The organism is Hydrotalea sp. GW822-HT8A01 (assembly GCF_058798575.1).
The window spans coordinates 551,781-575,415 of the sequence record NZ_CM179506.1; the positions used below are offsets into that span (position 1 = coordinate 551,781).

At 36.3% G+C, this 23,635-nt stretch carries 18 protein-coding genes; 13 read left to right on the forward strand and 5 right to left on the reverse strand.

Annotated features, from left to right (window positions below; translation table 11 throughout):
- Nucleotides 1–8 precede the first annotated feature (8 nt).
- Nucleotides 9–1,691: a hypothetical protein gene (locus AC3QLY_RS02440; RefSeq protein WP_492990478.1), complete on the reverse strand. Its 1,683-nt coding sequence runs from the start codon at nucleotides 1,689–1,691 to the stop codon at nucleotides 9–11.
- Between the two features lie 37 nt (nucleotides 1,692–1,728).
- Here AC3QLY_RS02440 and AC3QLY_RS02445 point away from each other — a divergent pair, with 37 nt between their 5' ends.
- The 9 genes from AC3QLY_RS02445 (at nucleotide 1,729) to AC3QLY_RS02485 (ending at nucleotide 13,005) form a co-directional block, all read left to right on the forward strand.
- Nucleotides 1,729–3,111, forward strand: a complete 1,383-nt coding sequence (locus AC3QLY_RS02445; protein WP_074420817.1) for a dihydroorotase — start codon at nucleotides 1,729–1,731, stop codon at nucleotides 3,109–3,111.
- 58 nt (nucleotides 3,112–3,169) lie between these two features.
- Nucleotides 3,170–4,483, forward strand: coding sequence for a MutS-related protein (locus tag AC3QLY_RS02450; RefSeq protein ID WP_074420818.1), 1,314 nt, complete (start codon nucleotides 3,170–3,172; stop codon nucleotides 4,481–4,483).
- A 115-nt stretch (nucleotides 4,484–4,598) separates the two neighbouring features.
- The gene (locus tag AC3QLY_RS02455) at nucleotides 4,599–6,146 is read left to right on the forward strand and encodes a YifB family Mg chelatase-like AAA ATPase (RefSeq protein ID WP_074418281.1); all 1,548 of its coding nucleotides are present in this window, start codon (nucleotides 4,599–4,601) and stop codon (nucleotides 6,144–6,146) included.
- Nucleotides 6,147–6,235: 89 nt separating this feature from the next.
- Entirely contained in the window at nucleotides 6,236–6,604 is a 369-nt protein-coding gene (locus tag AC3QLY_RS02460) for a hypothetical protein (RefSeq protein ID WP_141676786.1), read from the forward strand.
- A 266-nt stretch (nucleotides 6,605–6,870) separates the two neighbouring features.
- Complete coding sequence (locus AC3QLY_RS02465; protein WP_492990481.1) at nucleotides 6,871–7,671, forward strand: MbnP family protein; 801 nt, start codon at nucleotides 6,871–6,873, stop codon at nucleotides 7,669–7,671.
- Nucleotides 7,672–7,676: 5 nt separating this feature from the next.
- Nucleotides 7,677–8,699: a cytochrome-c peroxidase gene (locus AC3QLY_RS02470; protein ID WP_074418278.1), complete on the forward strand. Its 1,023-nt coding sequence runs from the start codon at nucleotides 7,677–7,679 to the stop codon at nucleotides 8,697–8,699.
- 14 nt (nucleotides 8,700–8,713) lie between these two features.
- Nucleotides 8,714–9,634: a transporter family protein gene (locus AC3QLY_RS02475; RefSeq protein ID WP_074418287.1), complete on the forward strand. Its 921-nt coding sequence runs from the start codon at nucleotides 8,714–8,716 to the stop codon at nucleotides 9,632–9,634.
- A gap of 144 nt (nucleotides 9,635–9,778) precedes the next feature.
- On the forward strand, nucleotides 9,779–11,071 hold the full coding sequence (locus AC3QLY_RS02480) for a metal-dependent hydrolase family protein (protein ID WP_074420820.1): 1,293 nt from the start codon (nucleotides 9,779–9,781) through the stop codon (nucleotides 11,069–11,071).
- A 146-nt stretch (nucleotides 11,072–11,217) separates the two neighbouring features.
- A complete protein-coding gene (locus AC3QLY_RS02485; RefSeq protein WP_074420821.1) occupies nucleotides 11,218–13,005 on the forward strand; it encodes an ABC transporter ATP-binding protein in 1,788 nt (595 codons plus the stop codon).
- 91 nt (nucleotides 13,006–13,096) lie between these two features.
- On the opposite strand, the gene AC3QLY_RS02490 is transcribed toward AC3QLY_RS02485, so the two are convergent.
- Both AC3QLY_RS02490 and AC3QLY_RS02495 read right to left on the reverse strand, forming a co-directional pair.
- Nucleotides 13,097–15,613 (reverse strand): TonB-dependent receptor, encoded by a 2,517-nt coding sequence (locus AC3QLY_RS02490; protein ID WP_492990485.1) that lies wholly within the window; start codon nucleotides 15,611–15,613, stop codon nucleotides 13,097–13,099.
- A gap of 30 nt (nucleotides 15,614–15,643) precedes the next feature.
- Nucleotides 15,644–16,003 carry a hypothetical protein gene (locus AC3QLY_RS02495; protein WP_074420823.1) on the reverse strand — a complete coding sequence of 120 codons (360 nt, stop codon included), beginning with the start codon at nucleotides 16,001–16,003 and terminating at the stop codon, nucleotides 15,644–15,646.
- 214 nt (nucleotides 16,004–16,217) lie between these two features.
- Between AC3QLY_RS02495 and AC3QLY_RS02500 the strand changes: the two genes are divergently transcribed.
- The 4 genes from AC3QLY_RS02500 to uvrC all read left to right on the forward strand — a co-directional run bounded on the left by AC3QLY_RS02500 (nucleotide 16,218) and on the right by uvrC (nucleotide 20,743).
- Entirely contained in the window at nucleotides 16,218–16,766 is a 549-nt protein-coding gene (locus tag AC3QLY_RS02500) for an RNA polymerase sigma factor (protein WP_253810308.1), read from the forward strand.
- A gap of 11 nt (nucleotides 16,767–16,777) precedes the next feature.
- Entirely contained in the window at nucleotides 16,778–18,262 is a 1,485-nt protein-coding gene (locus AC3QLY_RS02505; protein WP_492990487.1) for an outer membrane beta-barrel protein, read from the forward strand.
- 74 nt (nucleotides 18,263–18,336) lie between these two features.
- Entirely contained in the window at nucleotides 18,337–18,930 is a 594-nt protein-coding gene (locus AC3QLY_RS02510; RefSeq protein WP_074420825.1) for a hypothetical protein, read from the forward strand.
- A gap of 1 nt (nucleotide 18,931) precedes the next feature.
- Nucleotides 18,932–20,743 (forward strand): excinuclease ABC subunit UvrC, encoded by a 1,812-nt coding sequence (gene uvrC, locus AC3QLY_RS02515; RefSeq protein WP_492990489.1) that lies wholly within the window; start codon nucleotides 18,932–18,934, stop codon nucleotides 20,741–20,743.
- A gap of 201 nt (nucleotides 20,744–20,944) precedes the next feature.
- Here uvrC and porN read toward each other — a convergent pair whose 3' ends face one another.
- Together porN and porM are read right to left on the reverse strand one after the other, a co-directional pair.
- Entirely contained in the window at nucleotides 20,945–22,081 is a 1,137-nt protein-coding gene (gene porN / locus AC3QLY_RS02520) for a type IX secretion system ring subunit PorN/GldN (RefSeq protein ID WP_492990491.1), read from the reverse strand.
- A gap of 10 nt (nucleotides 22,082–22,091) precedes the next feature.
- Complete coding sequence (gene porM / locus AC3QLY_RS02525; protein WP_492990493.1) at nucleotides 22,092–23,627, reverse strand: type IX secretion system motor protein PorM/GldM; 1,536 nt, start codon at nucleotides 23,625–23,627, stop codon at nucleotides 22,092–22,094.
- Nucleotides 23,628–23,635 lie beyond the last annotated feature (8 nt).

Sequence of the window (23,635 nt, forward strand, 5' to 3'; positions counted from 1 at the left end):
ATTGCACTTTAAAAATCAAACGTTCTTCTACCCATATTCCACCGCATACCCAGCATAATAATATTGGAAGTAAAATCAGGCTGATTTACCACTTTGTACTTTCGAATGGTTCCTGTTACATCAAAAAATAAATTAGGAATTAATTCATACGTAACAGTAGTTGAAACCATGGCTGTTTTGGCCAATAACCCACTGCCGATATGAAAACCATAATCGCTGATGCGGTTAGAAGTATAAAACTCGAACGGATTGGCACCAAAATTATATCCGGCAGAATCTAACCCCTGCTCTATGTACATGGCTTTTGCCGTTAATTGTAAACGATTAACGGGCTGGTATTTAATAACACCCAAAAATTCCCGCAAATTAGCACCCAATGGATGTGCCAGGGGTTGATTGTAATGGGTAAATGAACCTACCGAATCATAATGCGAGTATACAAATGGTCTGATTAAATTTACTTCGCCCTGCACATCTAAATTCTTTACCCCAAATACATCAATTGATTTAAAGCCTAATTGCAATGCCTGTTTGTTAGCGTAGTATCCATTTTTGTAATGCAATACTTCTTTCATTACAAATTCATTGATAATAATCTGGCTATACAACTGTGTGTTTTTAAAAACATTGGCTTTAATATTTCCACCCAGCGTTACTTTATCGGGGCTGCCCAACTGCTGCTCAACCGAGCGATAAAAAATTATGGGATTCAAATAATTCAAATCAAAACCGGAAGAACGGCCAAACATCACATCTTCAAACAAACCAATATTCAACCATTTGGTGGCCTGAAAATCTAAATAATGCATCGTCATATATTTCTGTGGCCTTAAATAATCCGGACCACGTTGGTAGCTGGATACCAACTGTGCAAACAAATTATAGTACTGAAATTTCCAAAAGCGTGTATTAATTTTTAAGAACAGCATATCATTACTGCCATCGCTTAAAATAAGACTGCGAATACCATTGCCTATAAATACCTTATCATAGGCAAACTGGAAATCGATTTTTTTTCCGGCCTTAAACATAATACCACCTCTTGCATCAAAATAATCAAAACCATCGGTTTGGTAATTTTTATAATACCCCGCACCCGGAACGGCCTGGTATTTTTGCGCATATTGTTGCACATAAAAAGGATCACGCTCCTGATTGGTGGTAAAATAAGAATAATAGCCAATACCTTTTGAAAGTGTTCCCCGTAAATAAAAACCACGCCGATTCATGAATAAAGGATGATTCAGATTATTATCATGTCCTAATTCCAAATCTAATAACGGAGAAATATAGGCGGAAAAATCGTCACGCTTTACACCAATATAGGCCGGATTTTTTCGTATAGAAGATGTGAATAGATTTTTGAGCGGAATAGTGGTATCGCCCATTCCCGGTCTCCAATCGAAATTGTCTTTTAAAACAATATTCAAATTATATTTATCTACCTTTGACAAATGAATTTTTCCGGCAGCAGCCAATGCCTGAATATAATACAACCTGTCGGTAATTGTTTTACGTTCAAAAGGTTTTACGGCAGAAAAATTTAATACAGAATCAGTGCGTAACTTTAACTCTAAACGGGTTAATAAATCATACTGGCGGCTGCCTAATTCCACATAATCAGACTGTGCAAACACAGAATCAAAGGAAATAAGCAACAGGAGCAGGGTTACATAACGCAAACATTTCATAATCTTGCTGAATTAATTTGAACAAAAGTAATGGAACATGCACACATACCTTATTAAAAACGGCTATATTATTAATGAAGGCAGAAAATATTATGCCGATTTATTACTAAAGGATGGCCGTATAGAAAAAATAGCGCCCCAAATAGACACGAAAGGCGCCGTAAAAGAAATGAATGCAGAAGGCAGATATGTATTACCCGGATGTATTGACGACCAGGTGCATTTCAGAGAACCGGGATTAACATACAAAGCTGGCATCAACACAGAATCAATGGCTGCAGTTGCCGGTGGCGTTACCAGTTTTATGGAAATGCCCAACACCATTCCCCCGGCATTAACACAGGAATTATTAGAAGAAAAATACCAATTGGCCCAACAACATGCTTTGGCAAATTATTCCTTCTTCATGGGTACCTCTAATAACAATTATGAAGAAGTAATGAAAACCAATAAAAGGAAAAATGACATCTGCGGTATTAAAATATTTATGGGCTCTTCAACCGGTAATTTATTGGTAGATAATCCGTTGGCGTTAGAAAAAATTTTTAGTGGCAGTGAAGTCTTGATTGCTACCCATTGCGAAGAAGAAAAAATGATTCAAAAAAACCTGCATGATTTACAACAACAAAAAACCCTTACTGCTGCCGACCACCCCATTATCCGTAATGATGAAGTTTGTTTTGAATCGTCCCTGAAAGCCATACAATATGCACAAAAACATGGCAGCAGGTTACATATATTACATATTTCTACTGCAAAAGAATTACAGTTATTTACCAATTTAATTCCATTGAAAGAAAAAAAAATTACTGCAGAAGTATGTGTGCATCATTTACATTTTACAGCAAATGATTATAGCCTTTTAGGCAATTTAATTAAATGCAATCCGGCCATTAAAGCACCACACAATCAACAAGCTTTATGGGAAGCCTTGTTGGATGACCGGTTAGATGTAATTGCTACCGACCATGCACCGCACACTTTAGAAGAAAAAGGTTACACCAGAGATGAGTTAAGCGGCAAATTGGTTTGTAACAATGCTGATTATTTACATGCACATGCAGGATTACCACTGGTACAACACAGTTTGTTATTGATGTTACAATATGTACATGATGGAAAAATAAGTATAGAAAAAGTAGTGGAAAAAATGAGCCATGCAGTAGCAGACTGTTTTCAAATAAAAGACCGAGGCTATCTTCGGGAGGGTTATTTTGCCGATGTGGTAGTGGTTAATCCACAGCAACCCACTACCGTTACAAAAGAAAATATTTTATACAAATGCAATTGGAGTCCATTTGAAGGAAGCAATTTCCCGATGCACATAGAAAAAACTTTTGTAAATGGCCATTTGGCTTATGCTAATGGTGTACTAGATGCATCTGTAAAAGGTAAAAGGCTTCAATTTAACAGACAGTAATACAAAACCGGTAAAGATTGAAGCAAAAGCAATTGATTATTCATAACTTACAGATTGTATGCAGGTAGACGATATCACTTTACACGATTTATCTATTTTAGGTAATAATGAAACAATTGCTATCTGGCAACAACTCAACTTTACACACACAGACGGCGGAAGGCAATATTTAAAAAAAATTTTACAGAAACCACTCAACAACATTGCCGCCATTCAAGATGTACAAAATACCATACAGCAATTGTTACAAATTGAAACGGACTGGCCGGTTACCATTACCAATGGTACCATTATGGTACTGGAAAAGTATTTTGAAACACCGGTTGATAGTTTTAAACCCGTGCCCGATCCATTTTCTGCATGGCTTTATGCCACACTAAAAAAGGGGGATTATTCATTAATCAAATATTCTGTTGAACACACCATTAGTTTTTTGCAGGGCTTGCAACAAATTACCATTTTACTAGGCAATGGCAATAGCAAATTGCTATCAACCTGGATGCAAACCATTCAGATTCAATTAAGCAAACCATGGGCGCAAAAAATGTTACAGTTTAAAAAAGAAAAGCCATTAACAAAAGTTGAAGTGCTAACATATGGGCATTTCATCCAACACCATTTCAAAAGCGGTATTGAAGAACTGATTGAAATATATAATAAATTAGATGCTTATTTAAGCTTAGCCATCGCCACAAAAAAATTTAGCTTTCATTTTCCCGATTTTAAAGAATGCAATGAGCCTTTTATTAGGGCAGAAGCCTTATACCATTTACAATTAAACACACCGGTGCCATATACCATTGCTTTAGAACGCAATCAAAATTTTTTATTTTTAACCGGTGCCAACATGGGTGGCAAAAGCACTTTTATTAAAGCCGTAGGTGTTTGTATATATCTTGCCCATATTGGCATGGCAGTGCCTGCTTCAAAAATGGAATTGAGTTTGTTTGATGGTTTAATCAGCAATATTAACTTAACCGATAACATTACAAAAGGCGAAAGCTATTTTTTTAATGAGGTGCATCGCATCAAAAAAACCATTGAAAAAATAAGTGATGGAAGAAAATGGCTGGTGTTGATAGATGAATTGTTTAAAGGTACCAACCAACAAGATGCCGTAAAATGCAGCATTAGCGTAATTGAAGGCCTCAGAAAAATGAATAATGCATTATTTATTTTATCAACACATTTATATGAAATTGGTCATGAACTTAAAACCCACTCAAATATTCAGTTCAAATATTTTCAAACCAGCATAGAAAACGATCAGCTTATTTTCAGCTATCAATTACAAGATGGCATTAGTAACGACCGCTTGGGTTACTTAATTATGCGTAAAGAAGGGGTGGTAGATTTATTGAATAAATTATAGTGCTTCACAATTTTTGTTATATATTAGTTTTTGAAAAATTAACGTATAACACAAAGCAAACATTTGCAGTGTCTCATAAATATAATGCTATGCAAATGCAAATACCCTGTTAACTATGCTTGTAAAAACCTATGGAAGTGCCGTTTATGGTGTAGATGCCATTTCAATTACCATTGAAGTAAATATTAGTGGCGGCGATATCAAATATTTTATAGTTGGCCTGCCCGATAATGCTGTGAAAGAAAGTTTACAACGTATTGAAAGTGCCATAAAAACCAGTAACTACAAAATGCCGCGCACCCGTTTGGTGGTCAATATGGCTCCCGCCGATATTAAAAAAACAGGTGCAGCATTCGATTTGCCCATTGCAATAGGCATTTTAGGTGCCGGTAATCAGTTACCGGATACAGATACATTAAAAGATTATGTGATGATGGGTGAATTAAGTTTAGATGGCACCATACAACCCATTAAAGGCGCATTACCCATTGCCATACAAGCCCGTAAAGATGGTTTTAAAGGATTAATCGTTCCCAAAGCCAATGCAAGAGAGGCGGCCATGGTCAATAATCTGGATGTATATGGCGTGCAACATATTTCTGAAGTAGTTGACTTTTTTTCAGGAAACAGCAAGGCAGAACCGTTAGTAGTAAATACACGAGATGAATTTTTTTCAACCCAAAATGAATTTGAGGTTGATTTTAATGATGTGAAAGGACAAGAAAATATAAAACGGGCACTCGAAATTGCAGCTGCAGGCGGGCATAATGCCATACTCATTGGCCCACCCGGTGCCGGTAAAACCATGTTGGCTAAACGGTTACCTACCATACTGCCACCACTTACATTACAGGAAGCATTAGAAACTACAAAAATTCATAGCGTAGCAGGTAAATTACCTGAAAATGCTTCACTTATTGCTAAACGCCCCTTTCGCTCTCCACACCACACAGTTAGTGATGCTGCTTTGGTGGGTGGTGGCGGTAATCCCCAACCCGGCGAAATTTCATTGGCACATAACGGTGTGCTATTTCTGGATGAATTGCCCGAATTTAAACGTACTGTTTTAGAAGTAATGCGTCAGCCTATGGAAGAAAGGCGTGTTACCATTTCACGAGCAAGATTAGCGGTTGACTTCCCTGCTAATTTTATGCTGATTGCTTCTATGAACCCCTGCCCTTGCGGTTTTTACAATCACCCCGAAAAAGAATGTACCTGCCCTGCCGGTGCTGTTCAAAAATACCTGAATAAAGTTTCAGGGCCTTTATTAGACAGGATTGATTTACATGTTGAAGTAACACCGGTTGCTTTTAGTGAGTTAAGCACCCGACAACAAACTTCTGAAAATTCGGCAACCATACGTGAACGGGTTATCAAAGCCAGAGCCATACAGGCAGAACGTTACAAAACATTACCCGGTATTTATGCCAATGCACAAATTAGTAGCAAAACCTTACGTGAATTTTGTACAATTAATGCAACAGGTGAAGCATTACTAAAAAAAGCAATGGAAAAATTAAATCTTTCTGCCCGGGCTTATGATAGAATTTTAAAAGTAGCCAGAACCATTGCCGACTTGGAAGGCAGTAACCATATTGAAGCGCAACACTTAGCCGAAGCTATTCAATATCGTAGCTTAGACAGAGAAGGGTGGGCAGGTTAAAACAACATATATTAAGAGCGAATACTTTGTGACCACAATCATGTTTTGTAAATAAATTTGAAATAACTTTGCAGCAAATTATTGTTTGTTTGAAGCAAACTATTGCTATATTATTTCTCGCTCCTTTTCTACTGCAAACTTTCAGCAAATTGTTGATTGTGGCCGATTACTTTATAAATACCAACCGTTTTGCCATTCATTGTGAAAATAAAAACAAACCCATGCTGCATTGTAACGGCAAATGCCAAATGATGAAGCAATTAACCAAAGCTGAAAAAAGCGAACAAAAAAATCCCGAACGCAAAGCCGAAAACAGAGATGAAATTTTCTTATTAAACTACAATAGTTTTTTTACAATTGCTCAAAACAATTCCGGTTTACTACAGCAATTTATAGCCGTTATCTGTATTGGTTTTCCAACCAAAATTGTACTTTCTATTTTCCATCCTCCCGGTTAGTCATTTATCTTTTGCATTGTTCACCGAAAACAATTTCAATTTCTTTAGTTATTGATTGGTGCATTACTATGCGCTAAAGCAAACAGATCGTTCACTGTTTTCAAACAGAATTGTTGTTCAATCACTTTCAATTGAATATTGAAAGGCTGTTGTATACATGAACAATTCTGTTTCTGACTACCCGCTATTCACGAAAAAATAGCCCGGGTAAAAAATTTTATCACTATCCTACAACAGATTGTTAAATATACTAATTTAATATAATTATGAAATCGATTATTTTTTCCCTTTCTATTGCATTATTTTTTCTGGTTTCGTGTAAAAAAAATGTTGCACCTGAATACAATGCATCTGCAACCGGACAATTGTCTGTTGAGTTTGATAATGTAGCCGGCAACCAGGATTTACAATTAAATACAGGCAACTATACCAACGCAAGTGGTGAGGCTTTTAAAGTTACTTTATTAAAATATTTTGTGAGTAATTTTACATTAACCAAAACAGATGGTAGTGTTTACAGCATTCCACAAGACAGTTGCTACTTTTTAATTGATGAAAACAAGCCTGCATCAACCATTCCTGTATTGCGTGTACCGGAAGGAGAATACAGTAAATTAACTTTTATGGTAGGTGTAGATAGTTTGAGAAATACCTTGGACATCAGTAAAAGAATCGGTATATTAGATCCTGCAGGTGCCGCCGCAGGTATGTACTGGAGCTGGAACAGCGGCTATATTTTCTTTAAGATGGAAGGCACTTCACCCGCATCTACTCAAAATGGTAATATTTTTCAGTATCATATCGGACTGTTCGGTGGTTATACCAGTACCAGTCCAACACTTAATAACATTAAAACCATTACACTCGATTTAACAGCCAGAGGTACTGCTAAAATTAAAGCCACCAAATCAGCTAACATACATTTATTGGTAGATGTAATGAAAGTATTTAATGGCACTCCCAATGTAAGTATTGCGCAAAATTCAGTGGTAATGGTTAGTCCGTTTAGTGCAACCATCGCTAACAACTACGTAAATATGTTTACACACAACCATACTGAAAACTAACTGGTATGAAATTAAAATTATTGATATTAACTTTCTTTCTTGCAGGCGTTATTGCCTGCAAGAAAGAAAGTACACAAGTGTTTGCCGGATTCACCAAACCGGATATTTTTCCAACCCCTGTATATCATTTTGAAACTAATCCGATAACGGAGAACGGGTTTGTGTTAGGAAGAAAATTATTTTATGATGCATCACTTTCCGCCAATAACACCATAAGCTGTAGTTTCTGTCATATTCAAACTTCGGCTTTTACCCAGCATGGGCATAGTGTAAGCCATGGTATTTTTGACAGCCTGGGTGTTAGAAATACACCACCTATTATGAACTTGGCATGGAGCCCATCTTTTATGTGGGATGGTGGTATTGCCGACTTAGACCTACAGCCCATTGCACCCATTACCAACCATGTTGAAATGGGTAATACCATGAATAATTTGTTGGCTACGCTGCAAAAATCTCCGGTTTACCCATCCCTTTTTCAGAAAGCATTTGGCACACCTGAAATTAATACATCCCGTTTATTAAAAGCATTGTCGCAATTTATGGTGATGTGCGTTAGCGATCAATCGAAGTATGATAGTGTAATGCATCATCAAGCCAGCTTTACAAATGATGAAAATGCAGGTTATACTATATTCAAAAACAATTGTGCTGCATGCCACAAAGAACCATTATTTACCGATTTTTCATTTCGGAATAACGGGTTATCACCAAACAATATTGATGATGTAGGCAGATACGATATCACACTACAGGATGCAGATAAATATAAATTTAAAGTACCCACCTTACGTAATTTATACTATACCGCACCCTATATGCACGATGGGCGCTTTTTAACTTTAGAGGCTGTTCTGGATTTTTACAGCAATCAAGTTCAAAACGCACCTAATCTAGACCCCATGTTAAAAAACAACGGGCATATTGGAATAGCATTATCAAGTTCAGAAAAAGAACAATTACTTGCTTTTTTACAAACACTCAACGATAAAAATTTTGTGGAGAATCGCTTGTTGAGTGAACAATAAAAATGAAAAATTACATGAAAAAAGTATTTCTCATCATTATAACTGCAGTCATTTCAGTTCAGTTCACCTATGCATGCGATATTTGCGGATGTGGTGTAGGCAATAATTATTTAGGCATTATGCCCGAATTTCACAAACATATTTTCGGAATAAGATACCAAAACAACAGCTTACGTACCCACATTGGTGTAGGAGGTACCAGCAGCTATTTAACCACTACCGAAAATTATACTACTGCCGAACTTTGGGGCGGATGGAATATAGCCAAACATGTACGCATTTTAGGTAATGTGCCTTATAGCTTTAATACCAAAACCAATGCAACCGAAAATTTGAGTAAAAACGGAATTGGCGATATTACATTTACCGGATTTTATGAAGTATTGAACCAAAGAAAATCTCTATACCAAAAATTGTTGGTACAGAACCTCTGGATAGGGGCAGGCATAAAATTACCCACCGGAAAATACAATCCGGCAGATAAGGATAACAATATGCAAAGCGCCAATTTATTTCAATTAGGTACCGGCAGTACCGATTTTCTGGCAAGCCTGATGTATGATGTTCGTTTACAAGATGCAGGTATAAACATAGCCGCTAATTATAAAATAAATGGAACCAATATGCATGAATACCAATACGGCAATAAATTTTCAACCATATTTCAGGCGTATTACAAAATTCGTATTGCAAAAGCGGTTACGCTTGTGCCTAATATTGGATGCCAGTTTGAACAGGCACAAAAAGATACTGACCATGCGTTACAGGCAGATATTTCGGGTGGCAAGCTCCTTTTAGGCACAATTGGTTTAGAAACAACATTCAAAAACATGGCTATTGGCACAAACTGGCAAACGCCATTATCGCAAAATTTAGCCAATGGATTTGTAAAAGCAAATAACCGGGTAATGGTGCATATAGCATGGATGTTCTAATAAAGCATTTACTCAATTAAAACATTTTAAATAATACAAATCCAATAAAAATAGTGCCATCCAAGATGGTTTTACAACAAAATTGCAGGCAGTAGAATTTATAAAAGCAGTAATTAGTATCTTGTAGGTACTAAAACAAATCATATGCTTAAGAAATACACTATTTTATCTGCAACACTATTGCTGATGTTTTCATTTGCAAGAAGCCAGAAAATAACTGCTATAAAGTGCGGGAAATTATTAGATGTAAAACTGGGTACCGTTGGTAATAACCAGGTAATTATTATTAAAGATAACATCATACAAAAAATTGTTCCGAAGGTGGAATTTCAAGAGAAAGTAGATAGTACTATCGATTTATCCGGTTATTTTGTTTTACCCGGATTAATTGATTGCCACACGCATGTTTTATTGCAAGGCGATATTACCAGTGATGATTATGCCGAACAACTACTGAAAGAATCCATTCCCTACCGAACCCTTCGTGCAGCTCGCAGCGCAAACATTGCATTACACAATGGCTTTACTACTATTAGAGATTTGGAAACAGAAGGTGCTATGTATGCAGATGTAGATTTAAAAAAAGCCATTAACAATGGCGTAATACCCGGGCCACGTATGTTTGTAGCTACAAGGGCTATTAATACTGTGGGGCACTATCCTATTAGTCCGAAAGAATACAATTGGGAGCTTGATTTGCCAAAAGGCATCCAGGAAATTAATGGATCCGATGATGCCAGAAAAGCTGTGAGAGAGCAATTGGCACATGGAGCAGACTGGATAAAAATTTATGCCGACAGAGGTTATTATCGCTTACCCGATGGTTCCTTCAGAAGTCTTCCCAACTTTACAGAAGAGGAAATAGAAGCCATAGGAGATGAAACACGGAAAAGCAGAAAAAATTTTGCAGCACATGCCATGACCAGGGACGGTATTTTAGCTGCTATTGCAGCAGGCGCCAGAAGTATTGAACATGGTAGTGGCATGGATGAAGAATGTGCCAATACAATGGCCCAAAAAGGTGTATTCTGGTGCCCCACCATTTTTGTAAACGATTATGTTGCAGATGGAAGAGCCAAAGAAGGCAGTTTCATTAATCAACAGTTTCGCCAAGCTGCTCCAGCTATATTTAAAACAGCTATGAAAGCAGGTGTAAAAATTGCTTATGGCACCGATATTGGCGGATATGAGTGGAATTTGCCGGAAGCAAAAGACTTTGAGTTTATGGTGCAATATGGGCTATCACCATTACAAGCCATACAAACCGCTACTACTACCGCTGCCGATTTATTACAACAAGATGGAAAAATTGGTGTTATAGCTCCGGGTGCTTTTGCTGATATCATTGCAGTAAAGGGTAATCCATTAAACAATATTCAATTATTACAACAAGTACAATGGGTAATGAAAGACGGAAAAGTATGGAAATCGCAATAAACTAAACTGACTTTTCGACATACCAGAAAATTTGCATAGTTATTGTTTCTATATGTTTTCATTTTTCACTAAACCAAATAAAAGTATGAAAACTTGTGCATTATTTGCGTAATGAATCATGCTTTTAACATTGAAACAATACATGTATGAAACTACTGTTACAATACTTAAAACATTATAAATGGCTCATTGCATTGGCATTATTATTAGCAGCCATTAATCAGGTTTTTTCCATGTTCGATCCGTTACTGTTCGGGAAATTAATTGACCGATATTCCAACCATCCACATTTTTTTGATCACGAAAAAAAATTACCCAGAACTGAATGGCAATATATCTATGGCGTATTGGTTTTTTTAGGCTTAATGGTAGGCACCGCCATGGTAAGCAGAATTGCCAAATCATTCCAGGATTATGCCGTAAATGTAATTATTCAAAAATTTGGAGCAGCATTATTTACAGATGGATTGAAGCATAGCATGCAATTACCCTATCAGGATTTTGAAGACCAGCGTAGTGGTGAAACCTTATCAATTTTAACTAAGGCAAGAGCAGACTGCGAAAAATTTATTGGATATTTTATTAATGTATTGTTTGGAATTTTAGTGGGTGTTGTTTTTGTTTCTGTATATGCCTTTCATATTCATTGGAGTATAATGCCTACTTATATTATTGGTATTGCCATTTTATCATGGCTTACTAACCGCTTAAGCAACAAAATAAAAAGCATACAAAAACGCATTGTAAAAGAAACTACCATGCTGGCAGGCTCTACTACTGAAAGTTTACGAAACATTGAACTGGTAAAAAGTTTAGGGCTCACTGACCAGGAGATAAAACGCCTAAACAATAATACCTATAAAATATTAGGACTTGAACTAAAGAAAGTAAAAAGCATAAGAACCATTGGCTTTATTCAGGGTACATTCGTAAACTTATTAAGGCAGGTAATTATGATGGTTTTGATGTGGTTAATATTTAAAGATATATTGACCACCGGACAACAAATTACCCTTCAATTTTACAGCTTTTTTATTTTCGGACCATTACAGGAAATTGGAAATATTTTGCTCAGTTATCGGGAAGCAGAAGCTTCTATCAATAACTTTCATCATTTAATGAGTAAAACGCCCGATCATTCACCGGTTACACCTACTCATATTGGCGCAATTGAAATACTAACTTTCGATCAGGTATCATTTCAACACCAAACAGCTAATTATAAAGCCATTGATAATATCTCTTTTACTGTACAAAAAGGCGAAACCGTTGCTTTTGTAGGTCCGAGTGGCGCCGGTAAAAGTACTTTGGTAAAATTATTGGTAGGATTATACCGGCCAAAAGAGGGTACCATTTTTTATAATGGTGTAGATGGCCACAATTTAAATTTTGATGAACTACGCGGACAAATTGGCTTTGTTACCCAAGATACCCAATTATTTGCAGGCAGTATCAAAGAAAATCTTTTATTTGTAAAGCCCGATGCTACAGATGAGGATATTTTAGAAGCACTACAAAAGGCAAGCTGCAATCAATTGCTGACTAAGGCAGACAATGGCATTGATACACTAATAGGTGAAAGCGGATTAAAACTAAGTGGTGGCGAAAAACAAAGAATATCCATTGCCAGAGCGTTGATACGTAAACCACATTTATTGTTATTTGATGAAGCCACCAGCGCATTAGACTCTATTACTGAGGAAGAAATAACCAATACCATTAAAGCAGTATCGAACGAAAAATCACAAATCACTGTTCTTATTGCACACCGTTTAAGTACAATAATGCATGCCGACAGAATTTATGTGCTGGAAAAAGGGCAAATTGTGGAAACCGGCAATCACCACAGTTTAGTGGCTATGAAAGGATTATATTATGCCATGTGGCGCCAGCAAATTGGCGAACGCAAATTAAATGCATCATTTGCAGTGTAAAATTAAAATTATCCACTATCTATTCTTGTAAGATAACAGAAAGGCCCTTCCGTAATAGAGTGGGCCTTATTTCTACCAAAAACAAACCAACTTAACTGCTTTTCTTTAAATTATAACTCAGCGGAAAATCTATTTTCAATGAAACATTTCTACCCATATTGTAAATACCATGTTCTCGTGGGTTATCGTTTGGACCCGGATTTTGATAATTTCCATAAAAATATTTTAACCTGCTTAAGTGATCCCAATAAGCCAAATTGAAGAGGTTATTACCCATAACATACACATTAAATAACACATCGCCTTTTTTATTGGTAATACTTCCTCCAAAACCTGCATTAAACAAACTATAACCCGGAGTTGGTGTTTCGGTTCCGTAAGCACTGAAAACATTGTTTTGGCTGGCATAATATTCCAACTGCACTTTTACAAAAGCATTCTTAATACCCGATTTTGCCAAATTAAAATTATATCGCAATTCAGAAGTTCCGTGCACAGGCGGAATAAATGGAAGATATTTTTCTGAATCAGCAACAGCCTTTCCATCTGTACCTTTATTAATGGCATTTACAACAGATACACTGTTTTCAAAATGCAAAGGTTTAATGGGATGCAGATCTACACTAAACTCTCCGCCCCACAAATTTGCTTTGGATGCAACAAATTTAAATGTCTGATTACCCTGAACCAAAACGGAGTCCTGGCCATTGGCGCCCAATAATTTCTGATTGTAGATATAATTGTTAATGGTATTATTGAATACACTTAACTGAATAACGGCATATTTTGAAGAATACACCAAACCAACATCCTGCTGTAAACTAAACTCAGGCTTTAACTGATCACTACCTATTTGATAAATGTTAGTACCCGGATGCACACCATTAGCAGATAGTTCAGCAATATTGGGTGCACGATAACCACGAGCTAAATTCACCTTTACTGAGAATTTTTCAGAAAAATTATAGGTTGCCCCTATGCTTCCGGAAAATCCTGAAAAATTATGCCTATAATTAGAAAATATTTTTTGTGCACCAATCGTATCTGTGCCATTCACTGCCATATCAAACCCTGTAACAGGATTTACATTAGTGAACAATTTTTGATTATCAAATGTTCTGCCATCTATTCTTGCACCTCCGGCAATATCTAAATTGCCAAATGTTTTTTTACCCAAAATAAACCCTCCGATATCGAATTGATGGTAATTGGGTATCACAAATTCGGTACCGTTAGTAACGGTATTGTTCTGGTACATTCCATTTACACCTGCGGTGATATCCCAATTGTCTAAAGAAGGAAAATGATATTTTACATCATAGGTGTATGTTTGCAGTTGCAAATCAAGACCAGGGATAGTAAAAAGTTCAGGATGGCTATACTCTCTGCGCCTGCTATTCTGAAAACCCAAATTCACATCTAACCTGCTTTCACCTAAAATAAAATTATTACTCCAGTATATGCGGGCATGTTGCACATGTTGGTGTAATTTTTCAATGGCATAACTATTTAAATCATGGTTAGAAACAATTTGCCGTACCGTATCAATTTCAGTAATTTGCCTGGTAAACTTCCAGGTGGCGCTGTCGCGGCTTCCATCGGGTATTTCCTGCAAGTCATCAAACAAAACTAAATTCAGGTGTGAGTAACCCCATTTACGATGCAGACCCAATGAAGCATTTGCATCAGTTTCGCGAAAAGCCGTTCCAAACACTCTGCCATCTACTTTGTTTTGATAATCCACGGCTTGTTTGTGCGAAACACGAGCCATCCATTCAAAACCATTCTTAGTGGCACCTAACATTGCCGAACCACCTATAAACTTATTGTTGGTTTGGTAATTCAACAAAACCTCTCCAATCATTTTTCCTTCGGGTGCAGGTTGTGTAGGAATAAGATTGACTACGCCGGCAAGCGCATCTGAACCATATGATAAACTGGCAGGACCTTTTATTACTTCAACCCTGTCAACACTAAACTGATCTATTTCAATACCATGTTCATCGCCCCATTGCTGGCCTTCTTGTCGCACACCATCATATAAGGTTAAAATTCTATTGTACCCCAATCCTCTGATAATAGGTTTTGAAACATTGGGTCCGGTAGTAACAGTTCTTACACCAGGTATTTTTGCTATTGCATCAATAGCATTGGTGGCACTATTACTGAGCAGGTAACTATGATTAATGGTTACAATAGGTACCGGGCTTCTTTTAATTTGTGTTGCTTTTGAAGTACCCGTTACTACTACTTCGCCAATTTCAGTAGCACTTTCCAGCAAACTGAAATTAGCCGTTATAGTACCTTTCAATGCAACATTTTTTGTAGCAGTTGCATAACCTACATATTTTACTTCTATCAAAAAATTACCAACGGGCAAGCCCTTTATTTGATATTCACCTTTATCATCTGTAATAACACCCAATTTTAAATCAGGAATACTTACAGTGGCGCCAACTAATGGTTTTTGCGTTTGTGCGTCTAATACTTTTCCATGTAAAACCACCTGCTCCAAATCTTCATTCCCATCCCATGCAATTGCAAATTGTGGTAATAAAATAAATAAAATACTATATAATGGCAAAGCCAGTAATAACTTTTTCAACATAAAATTACATTAGTTAAATAAATAATTAAATTACAACCAGATGAAGTTATTGACGGCAGAAGGAGGCCCGCGTGTTGCAAAAGTGTGATGGCCTGATGAAAATATATTTTCAGATAAAATGGTAGTTGCATTGATAAAACTAACCGGCAGGGTAATTATTACATTTATTTGTTCGCCCATAAAAGGCAATACCACCACCATATTATTTACATCGCAACTATAACCAACTGCATGAATAACAGGCCCGTTTTTAGGTATTGCAACACTGGCAGGTATATCGGTATGTTGTGCCAACCAATAATGCAGCCATTGTTTGGGCATTATAGCCAACAACATAACCAACAAAAGAAAAGCGGCGGTAAAGGATTGTATGTTTCCCCTATTTTTCAAATAATTTTTGTTACAGTGTTGCAAATGTAACTTTCTACTCAGAAATTACAAGCTATAGCAGCTTGAATTTTGAAAAAAAATGATAAACGGTTAAATACTATGTGCCGCTCAAAAGAAAAAAAATGCCAAGCAGCATTTAAAATTTCAAAATGTCCTATATTTAAGGGTAACTATTTATCCCGTAATGACTGAACAGGCAATAATAACTGGATGTATGTACAATGACCCCATTGCACAACGTGAGTTGTATAACAGATATAGCCCTAAAATGCTATCGGTGTGTTATCGGTTTGCACATAACAGACAGGATGCGGAAGATATGTTACAGGAAGGTTTTATAAAAGTGTTTACACAAATGAATACTTTTCAAAACCGTGGTGCATTTGAAGGCTGGATTAGAAGAATTATGGTACACACCTGCATTAATTTTTTAAAAAAGAATAAAAAATTTAATGAAAGTGTTGAATTGTCGCAGGCAACACATTTGCATACCAAAGATGAAACCATCCCTTCCATATTGCAGGGAAAACAAATTATAGAATGTATCAGACTTTTACCCGTGGGATACAGAACCGTATTAAACTTATATGCCTTAGAAGGCTTTAGCCATAAGGAAATAGCCGAAATGCTGGATATAGAAGAAAGTACCAGCAGAAGTCAGTACACAAGAGCCAAAACTATGTTGGAAACTATTTTAATTAAGAAGAAAATTGTTGACAGCCCGAAGGAAGAGTACAACTGGCTGGCAGCATTTAGTAAATAAGTGCAGGAACGATGGAAAACAATTTTCATATACATGATGAATTTGAACAATTCTTGCAAGATGAGGTGAAACAACACCGCATGTACCCATCTGAGCATGTATGGGAAAATATTCGTACAGAATTGCATGGTACGGGTTCCTGGAAAGCATTAACATTTATTGCTATTTTTATTATTGTTGCATTAACGGCTACTACCATTTACAATTACCCGCCTAAAAATATTTTGATAAAGCCCCTTGGACCCATTGGTAACGTTCAAATGATTGATGCCAATACACCCGACAATAGCAATATACACGCTGATGCCAATAAAAATAATTTATTAGAGCAAACCATTAATCCTACTGCTATTACCAATAAAACCATCAATAAACTTCACCACATCAATAAACCGCAGCACAATACGTACTATGCAGTTGTAAATACATCCAATAACATTACTGCCGGTAACGAGATTATTGTGAGTAGCCGCCACTTCAATAAAGGTATTCAAAATATTTCCATCATCAGCAAACATATTAACGGTAATGGTGAACCGGTTGAATTGATGAATACAGAAAGCATTAAAAACAATACCTATCCTTCAGGTAACACTACTTATTATTCCGGCAACAACAGCCTGATATTGTATCCTAATTTTGCATGGTTAGATCAGAAAAACAAAATCAGTGGTTTCAATAATGTGCTGAACAAATCAGCTTATAATACTTCAAAAAATTTATTAAAAACTACTGCTAAAATTCCAAGATTTTCTTACCAATTATATATTACACCTTCCATCAGCTACCGAAATTTAGTTGACAATCAGGAAAGATTAAATTATGCAACATTATTGAGCACCTTCGCATTAAACAGTCCGGTTAACAATACCAACAATTCAGTAAATGGCAACATTAATGCAGCAGTACACCACAAACCTGCCATTGGCATGGAAGCGGGTGGTGCTATTTTATACCGTTTAAATAAAAACCTGCAAATAAAAACCGGCTTACAATTTAATGTTCGGCAGTATTATATTGATGCATATTGGTCGCCCTATAATATTGCAACCATTGCATACGTACGTAACCATCAGTTAGATTCTGTAAATATGCTTTCCAGTTATAGCAATGCAGGCGGCTTTCAATCTGCCAAATTAGATAATAAACTATACCAAATATCTATCCCCATTGGTGTTCAATGGAGTTTCTTTCCCGATAAAAAAATTGGTGTAGATGCAGGTATCAGTTTTCAACCTACCCTTACTCTTAACAAAAACGTGTATTTGCTTTCAACCGATTATAAATATTATACCAATGGAGCTCCCTTTTTCAGAAAGTGGAATGCCAATACAGGGATTGAGTTGAATGTTACCTATAAAACCGCAAACAGAACCTGGTTTATTGGGCCGCAGGTACGGTATCAACATTTTCCTACCTATAACGATTTGTACCCCATTAAAGAATTTAGATGGGATTATGGTTTAAAAATTGGGTTTACCCAGCCCATTCGTTAATTTTTTTCAAGTATAAATCAGCAGCAAATAAGTTTATACAATGCGGTTACAAGTGTTTCAAATACTTTTGTAGCATGAAGTATTTGCTTTTTATATTAGTACCCATTGCAGTAACTGTTTGCTGTTCAGGCTGCCATAGTAACCAACAAAAGGCAGCAACAACCACACAACCGGTAAAAGATACCGGTACTTATTTTCCAATAAAAGAAATATTAACTGAAGAAATAAACGATGTAAATAGCACGCCGTATTTTATGTACAAAATAGAAACGAATAATGCAGGAAAAAAAGACTCTTCAGTTATTTATGCTAAGGAATTTGAACATTTAGCCCAACCCTTTTTGGATGCTGATATTAATAGCCCTGCACTAAAACCTTTACTCAATGAATCTGTATTTCATGATTTATCAACCAACAGTTATAGTTTTACCTATGCACCAGCCGCACAAGATGATACATTCCCCATTAAATCAGTAATTATTTTATTAAATGACGCTAATAACAAATTGAAAAATATTTTTATACACAAAATACTGCATCGCGCAGATACTACCATAGATGAGGCTTTACACTGGAAACCTACCAATTATTTTACAATCAATAAAGAATACTTATTGAAAGATTCTGTAATTAACAAAAACAAAATATTTGTAAACTGGAAACATTGATATGACTGCTGCTGCTTTTCAACTCATTGCCCATACCATACCGCATAAACCGGGCATATACAAATATTATGATGTATCGCATCAACTTTTATATGTAGGAAAAGCAAAAGACTTGCACAAAAGAGTAAGCTCTTATTTTTCAAAAACTTTTACCGGCTATAAAACATTTGAATTAGTTAAGCGAATTGAAAGTATTGAGTTTACCATTGTTGATTCGGAACAGGATGCATTTTTATTGGAAAATGCACTGATTAAACAATATCAACCCAAGTATAATATTAATTTAAAAGATGACAAAACGTATCCATATATTGTTATTAAAAAAGAACCATTTCCCAGAGTATTTTTAACACGTCAAAAATTAAACGATGGCTCAGAATATCTGGGACCATTCAGTTCTGTAGGGCGTGTTCGGGAATTATTGCATTTTATTAAACAATACATTCCTTTAAGAACCTGCAAACTGGCATTAACTGCAAACAATATTCAAAAGCATAAATTTAAAGTATGCTTAGAGTATCATTTGGGTAATTGTAAAGGCCCTTGTGAGGGTTTACAAACGGATAGCGATTATAACACCGGCATTCAGCAAATCAGAGAAATTTTAAAAGGTAATTTAAGTTCGGTAATGAACCGCTTAAAACTTGAAATGCAGTTACATGCAGCAAATTTAGCTTTTGAAAAAGCGGCAGCGGTTAAAAGTAAAATGGAATATCTTGAAAACTATCAGGCAAAATCAGTGATTGTAAGTAAACACCTTACCAATATTGATGTCTTCTCAATTGAGAAGGAAGGACATGTTGCATTCATCAATTACCTGATGGTAAACCATGGTACCATTGTACAAACGCATACCAGAAAAATTGATATACAATTAGAAGAAACCGAAGCGGAGGTACTGCCGATGGTAATTTTAGATATAAGAAAAACTTTTAACAGTACTGCTAAAGAAATGGTGGTGCCTTTTGAGATGGATTACCCCGAACCGGATATCACCATCACAGTTCCCAAGGCGGGCGACAAGAAAAAATTATTAGAATTATCCATAAAAAATGTAAGCTATTTTAAAGAAGAGCTCAGGAAGAAAAAAACACTGCATATTACTACTAAATCAGACGCAGATTTGATGCAGGTTTTAGAAGAAGTAAAAAATTATTTGCATTTACAGGAAACACCGATACATATAGAATGTTTTGATAACTCGAATTTTCAGGGTAGTTATCCGGTTTCTGCAATGGTTTGTTTTAAAAACGGCTTACCCAGTAAAAAAGATTACAGGCACTTTAATGTAAAAACCGTTCAGGGCATCAATGATTTTGCAACCATGAAAGAGGTAGTTTACAGGAGGTATAAACGTTTGAAAGAAGAAAACCAATCACTGCCACAATTGGTGATTATTGATGGTGGAAAAGGCCAATTAAATGCTGCTTTAGAAGCGTTGGATGAATTGGGCCTTTTGGGTAGCATGAATGTGGTGGGTTTAGCCAAAAATGAGGAAGAAATATTTTTTCCGGGCGATAACCGTTCCTTAAAATTACCCTGGGATAGTGACAGCTTGCTACTGATTCGGAGAATTAGAGATGAAGTGCATCGCTTTGGTATTACTTTTCACCGGAATAAACGTTCGGCGGGTGCTTTTAAAAATGAATTAGAGCAGATTCCCGGCATTGGTAAAACCACGGCAGATACCCTCTTAAAGCATTTTAAATCTATCAAAAACCTGCAAACGAAAGATAAATCTGCTATTGCTGCAGTTGTTGGCCCCGCAAAAGCCGAATTAGTGATACGTTATTTTAATTCCGCCAGGCAATAATAATATCAATTTGGGAAAAGTAATGGCATAAAAAAAGGGCCAGGATAAAAATCCAGCCCCGTCTTTAAAATCCAATATCCTATGAAAAACCGAGATAAAGGTACAGATTAGTTTTTAAATAACAATAATTTTTTAAAAAAAAAATTCTACTGAAATTATAAAACAAATTTAATACCAAGTTAAAACAAGCCCCAGCAATGCTTAATAAGCCCACAAATCCTGTTCATAATTAAATATCTTTTCCTTAACTTTTTCGCCGGCCAGTAAACGGAATAGGGGGTCTTTAATATAATCTTTAAAATACTGATTTTTGAAGTTATCCATAGTTGTTTTAACAATATAACTGCTGTACATGTGGCTTTCAAACAAATCATCCCAACTCATTCTGGCGCCATTATTTTTTGGATTGTACACCTGCACTTTAGCAAAAGTTGCACGAATATCAGGGTAATAAACCCAGAACAAAGGATACAAATCATTACCAACTGTGGTACCATCCGATAAATATCTTTTCATCATGGGTGCAATACCAATAATACGACGCACCAATCTGGAAGCTTCTTTATCAAAAATATAATCTTCCTTAATTCTGAATTTGTAGATGGAATCTGCAACTATCTGCCGTTGTCTGATTTCACAAACACCGGTTGGCTGACCATCAATATTCCTTCTTTGAATAGTATCAATGCCACCGCCAAAAGTTTTCATAAAATCCGCTTTGCTCAGTGGTGTGGTAAAACGATCATCATTTGCATCAAAAGCGGTAACATCCCCATTCATCACAGCCTGCACAATAATTGAAATTAAACGCTGGTTGCCATTGTCTTCATTAGAGGCGTATCCAAATACCTGATTCATTTTTTCCCTGATGTCAATTTCACTCCAAACCCTTTCTTTAAAAACAGCATCATCTTCCCGAATAAAATCATAAGCCAAAGGGGTTTTATCACGCACCATTTCGTAATTGCGTGTAGGATCGTCCGGGCGAAGCGAAACCTTTACCGTATCAAATAAACCACCTTCACTGCTGCTGGGCATATTTACATATTCCCTACAGCCATTTTGAGGCTTTGGTGTATTTGCATTGGCATTTGTGTTACTGTTTGCAGCGGGTGCATTATTTGGATTGCCCGACAAATAAGGGTTGTTGCTATTCGTATTAGAATTATTATTCTGCAAATACGGATTGGCAGCATTATTGGCCGGTTGCTGTGTAGGTGGCGTTGTATTTCTTTTGGCAGTTCGCTTTTGTGCCTGCGCCAACGCAGCATTGCTTTCAAACATCAGCACAGTTACTGCAACAATCCACACAAAAATTTGAATGCTGGTTTTTTTCATAATCAAAAATTTAATATAAATAGAATGAAATGGGCGGTAATGAGGTAGTTCCATTCGGTCCTTCTACTTTAATCATATCAATTAAAACAGTAGAGTTGGGTCCTAATTTTTCAATTAAAGCACGAGTTTCACTATTAAAAACAGCGCCATTGTTTACAGAAATTCCTGGCCGCTCGGCAAAAGCTTTACCCGTCGCAATAAAAGTATAACTTAACACATTGTATTTTAAATTTTCAAAAATAAAGTTTTCCAAATCTGCCCGCACACCAGCCATTGCTTTAAATTCATTCAAAGCCATTCTACCACCTTTACTGTTACCAACTTTGGCAACGGGATCGGGTATGGTTTTTACCCTGAATTTAAAAGGCGTTATATTTTTTCCATCATTCACGGTAACAGTTGCTTCGCCGGGTGTAGTTACCTGTGCTTCATAATGACCGGGGCCGGTCTTGGTTAAAGAACCCTGACTTATAGAAACACTTACTCTTTCATCACCTACCCCTGCACCACCAATAACGGTTAGTGGGTTAGCTACACCAATATACAATACCCGGGTAGCATCAGCACTTACATTGGCACCTGTTGGTGAACCTACGGTATATTTTATATCAACATCTTTTGTTTCTTGCTTACCGGTTGCCTGGTTGAAATAACTGATATGTAATTTTTTTACATAAGAACCCGGACCACCTACTGTTGTTTTATACAATCCAGTACCATCGGGCTGTAACGGAACACTGGCACCGTCAATGGATATGAAGGGTCTTGATTCTTTATTAAATGCCCCAATACCGGCAGTAACATCCAACTCCTGTCCGGGCATTAAATATTGTGCACTTTGGCCTATTAAAGGCACATACGTGTCAAACACCATTTTCACCTCCCCGATTTTATTGTGGAAATATTCCACTGCACGGGCTTCAGAGTTCTTCACATCATTTTGGAATTTACTTAAAATAGTAATACCTGCAATAGTAGGTGTCATATTAAAATAAGCATATGCCCAATCTTTTTTTGCAGCATCAGAAGTTGCTGTTTTAGGAATAGAAACATCTAAGGGCAAAGTAGCCGCATATTGCATAGCAAATCCGGTATCAATAGCCAGCAGATCTTTTTTAAACTGAATTAGCTTTTGCTGTAATTCATTTCCCTTCTTTTCTTCAACCATTAATCGTGAAGAAGCTTCTAAATCGTCTTCTTTAAAAGTAGTATCTTTTGGTGGGTTATATCCGGAAGCTCTTTTTAAAGAATCTTTTAATGATTCAATGTAAACATACATGTTTTCGGATAATTGCTTTGCTTTTTCAGCTTTTGGCCACCAAATGGCTGCTTTTTCTTTTGTATCGGCCTGATTTAATTTTTCCTGAAATGATTTAAAAAGGGTTTGATTTTTCTGTTCAATTACTTCATTTGAAGTACCTAAACTATTGTTCACCGTCTTAAATGCATTCAATATTTCAGAAGATACATTCAGTGCTAACAGTGCCGTTAATACCAAATACATCAGGTTAATCATTTTTTGCCGTGGCTCCTTAGGTAATGCCATAATTTATC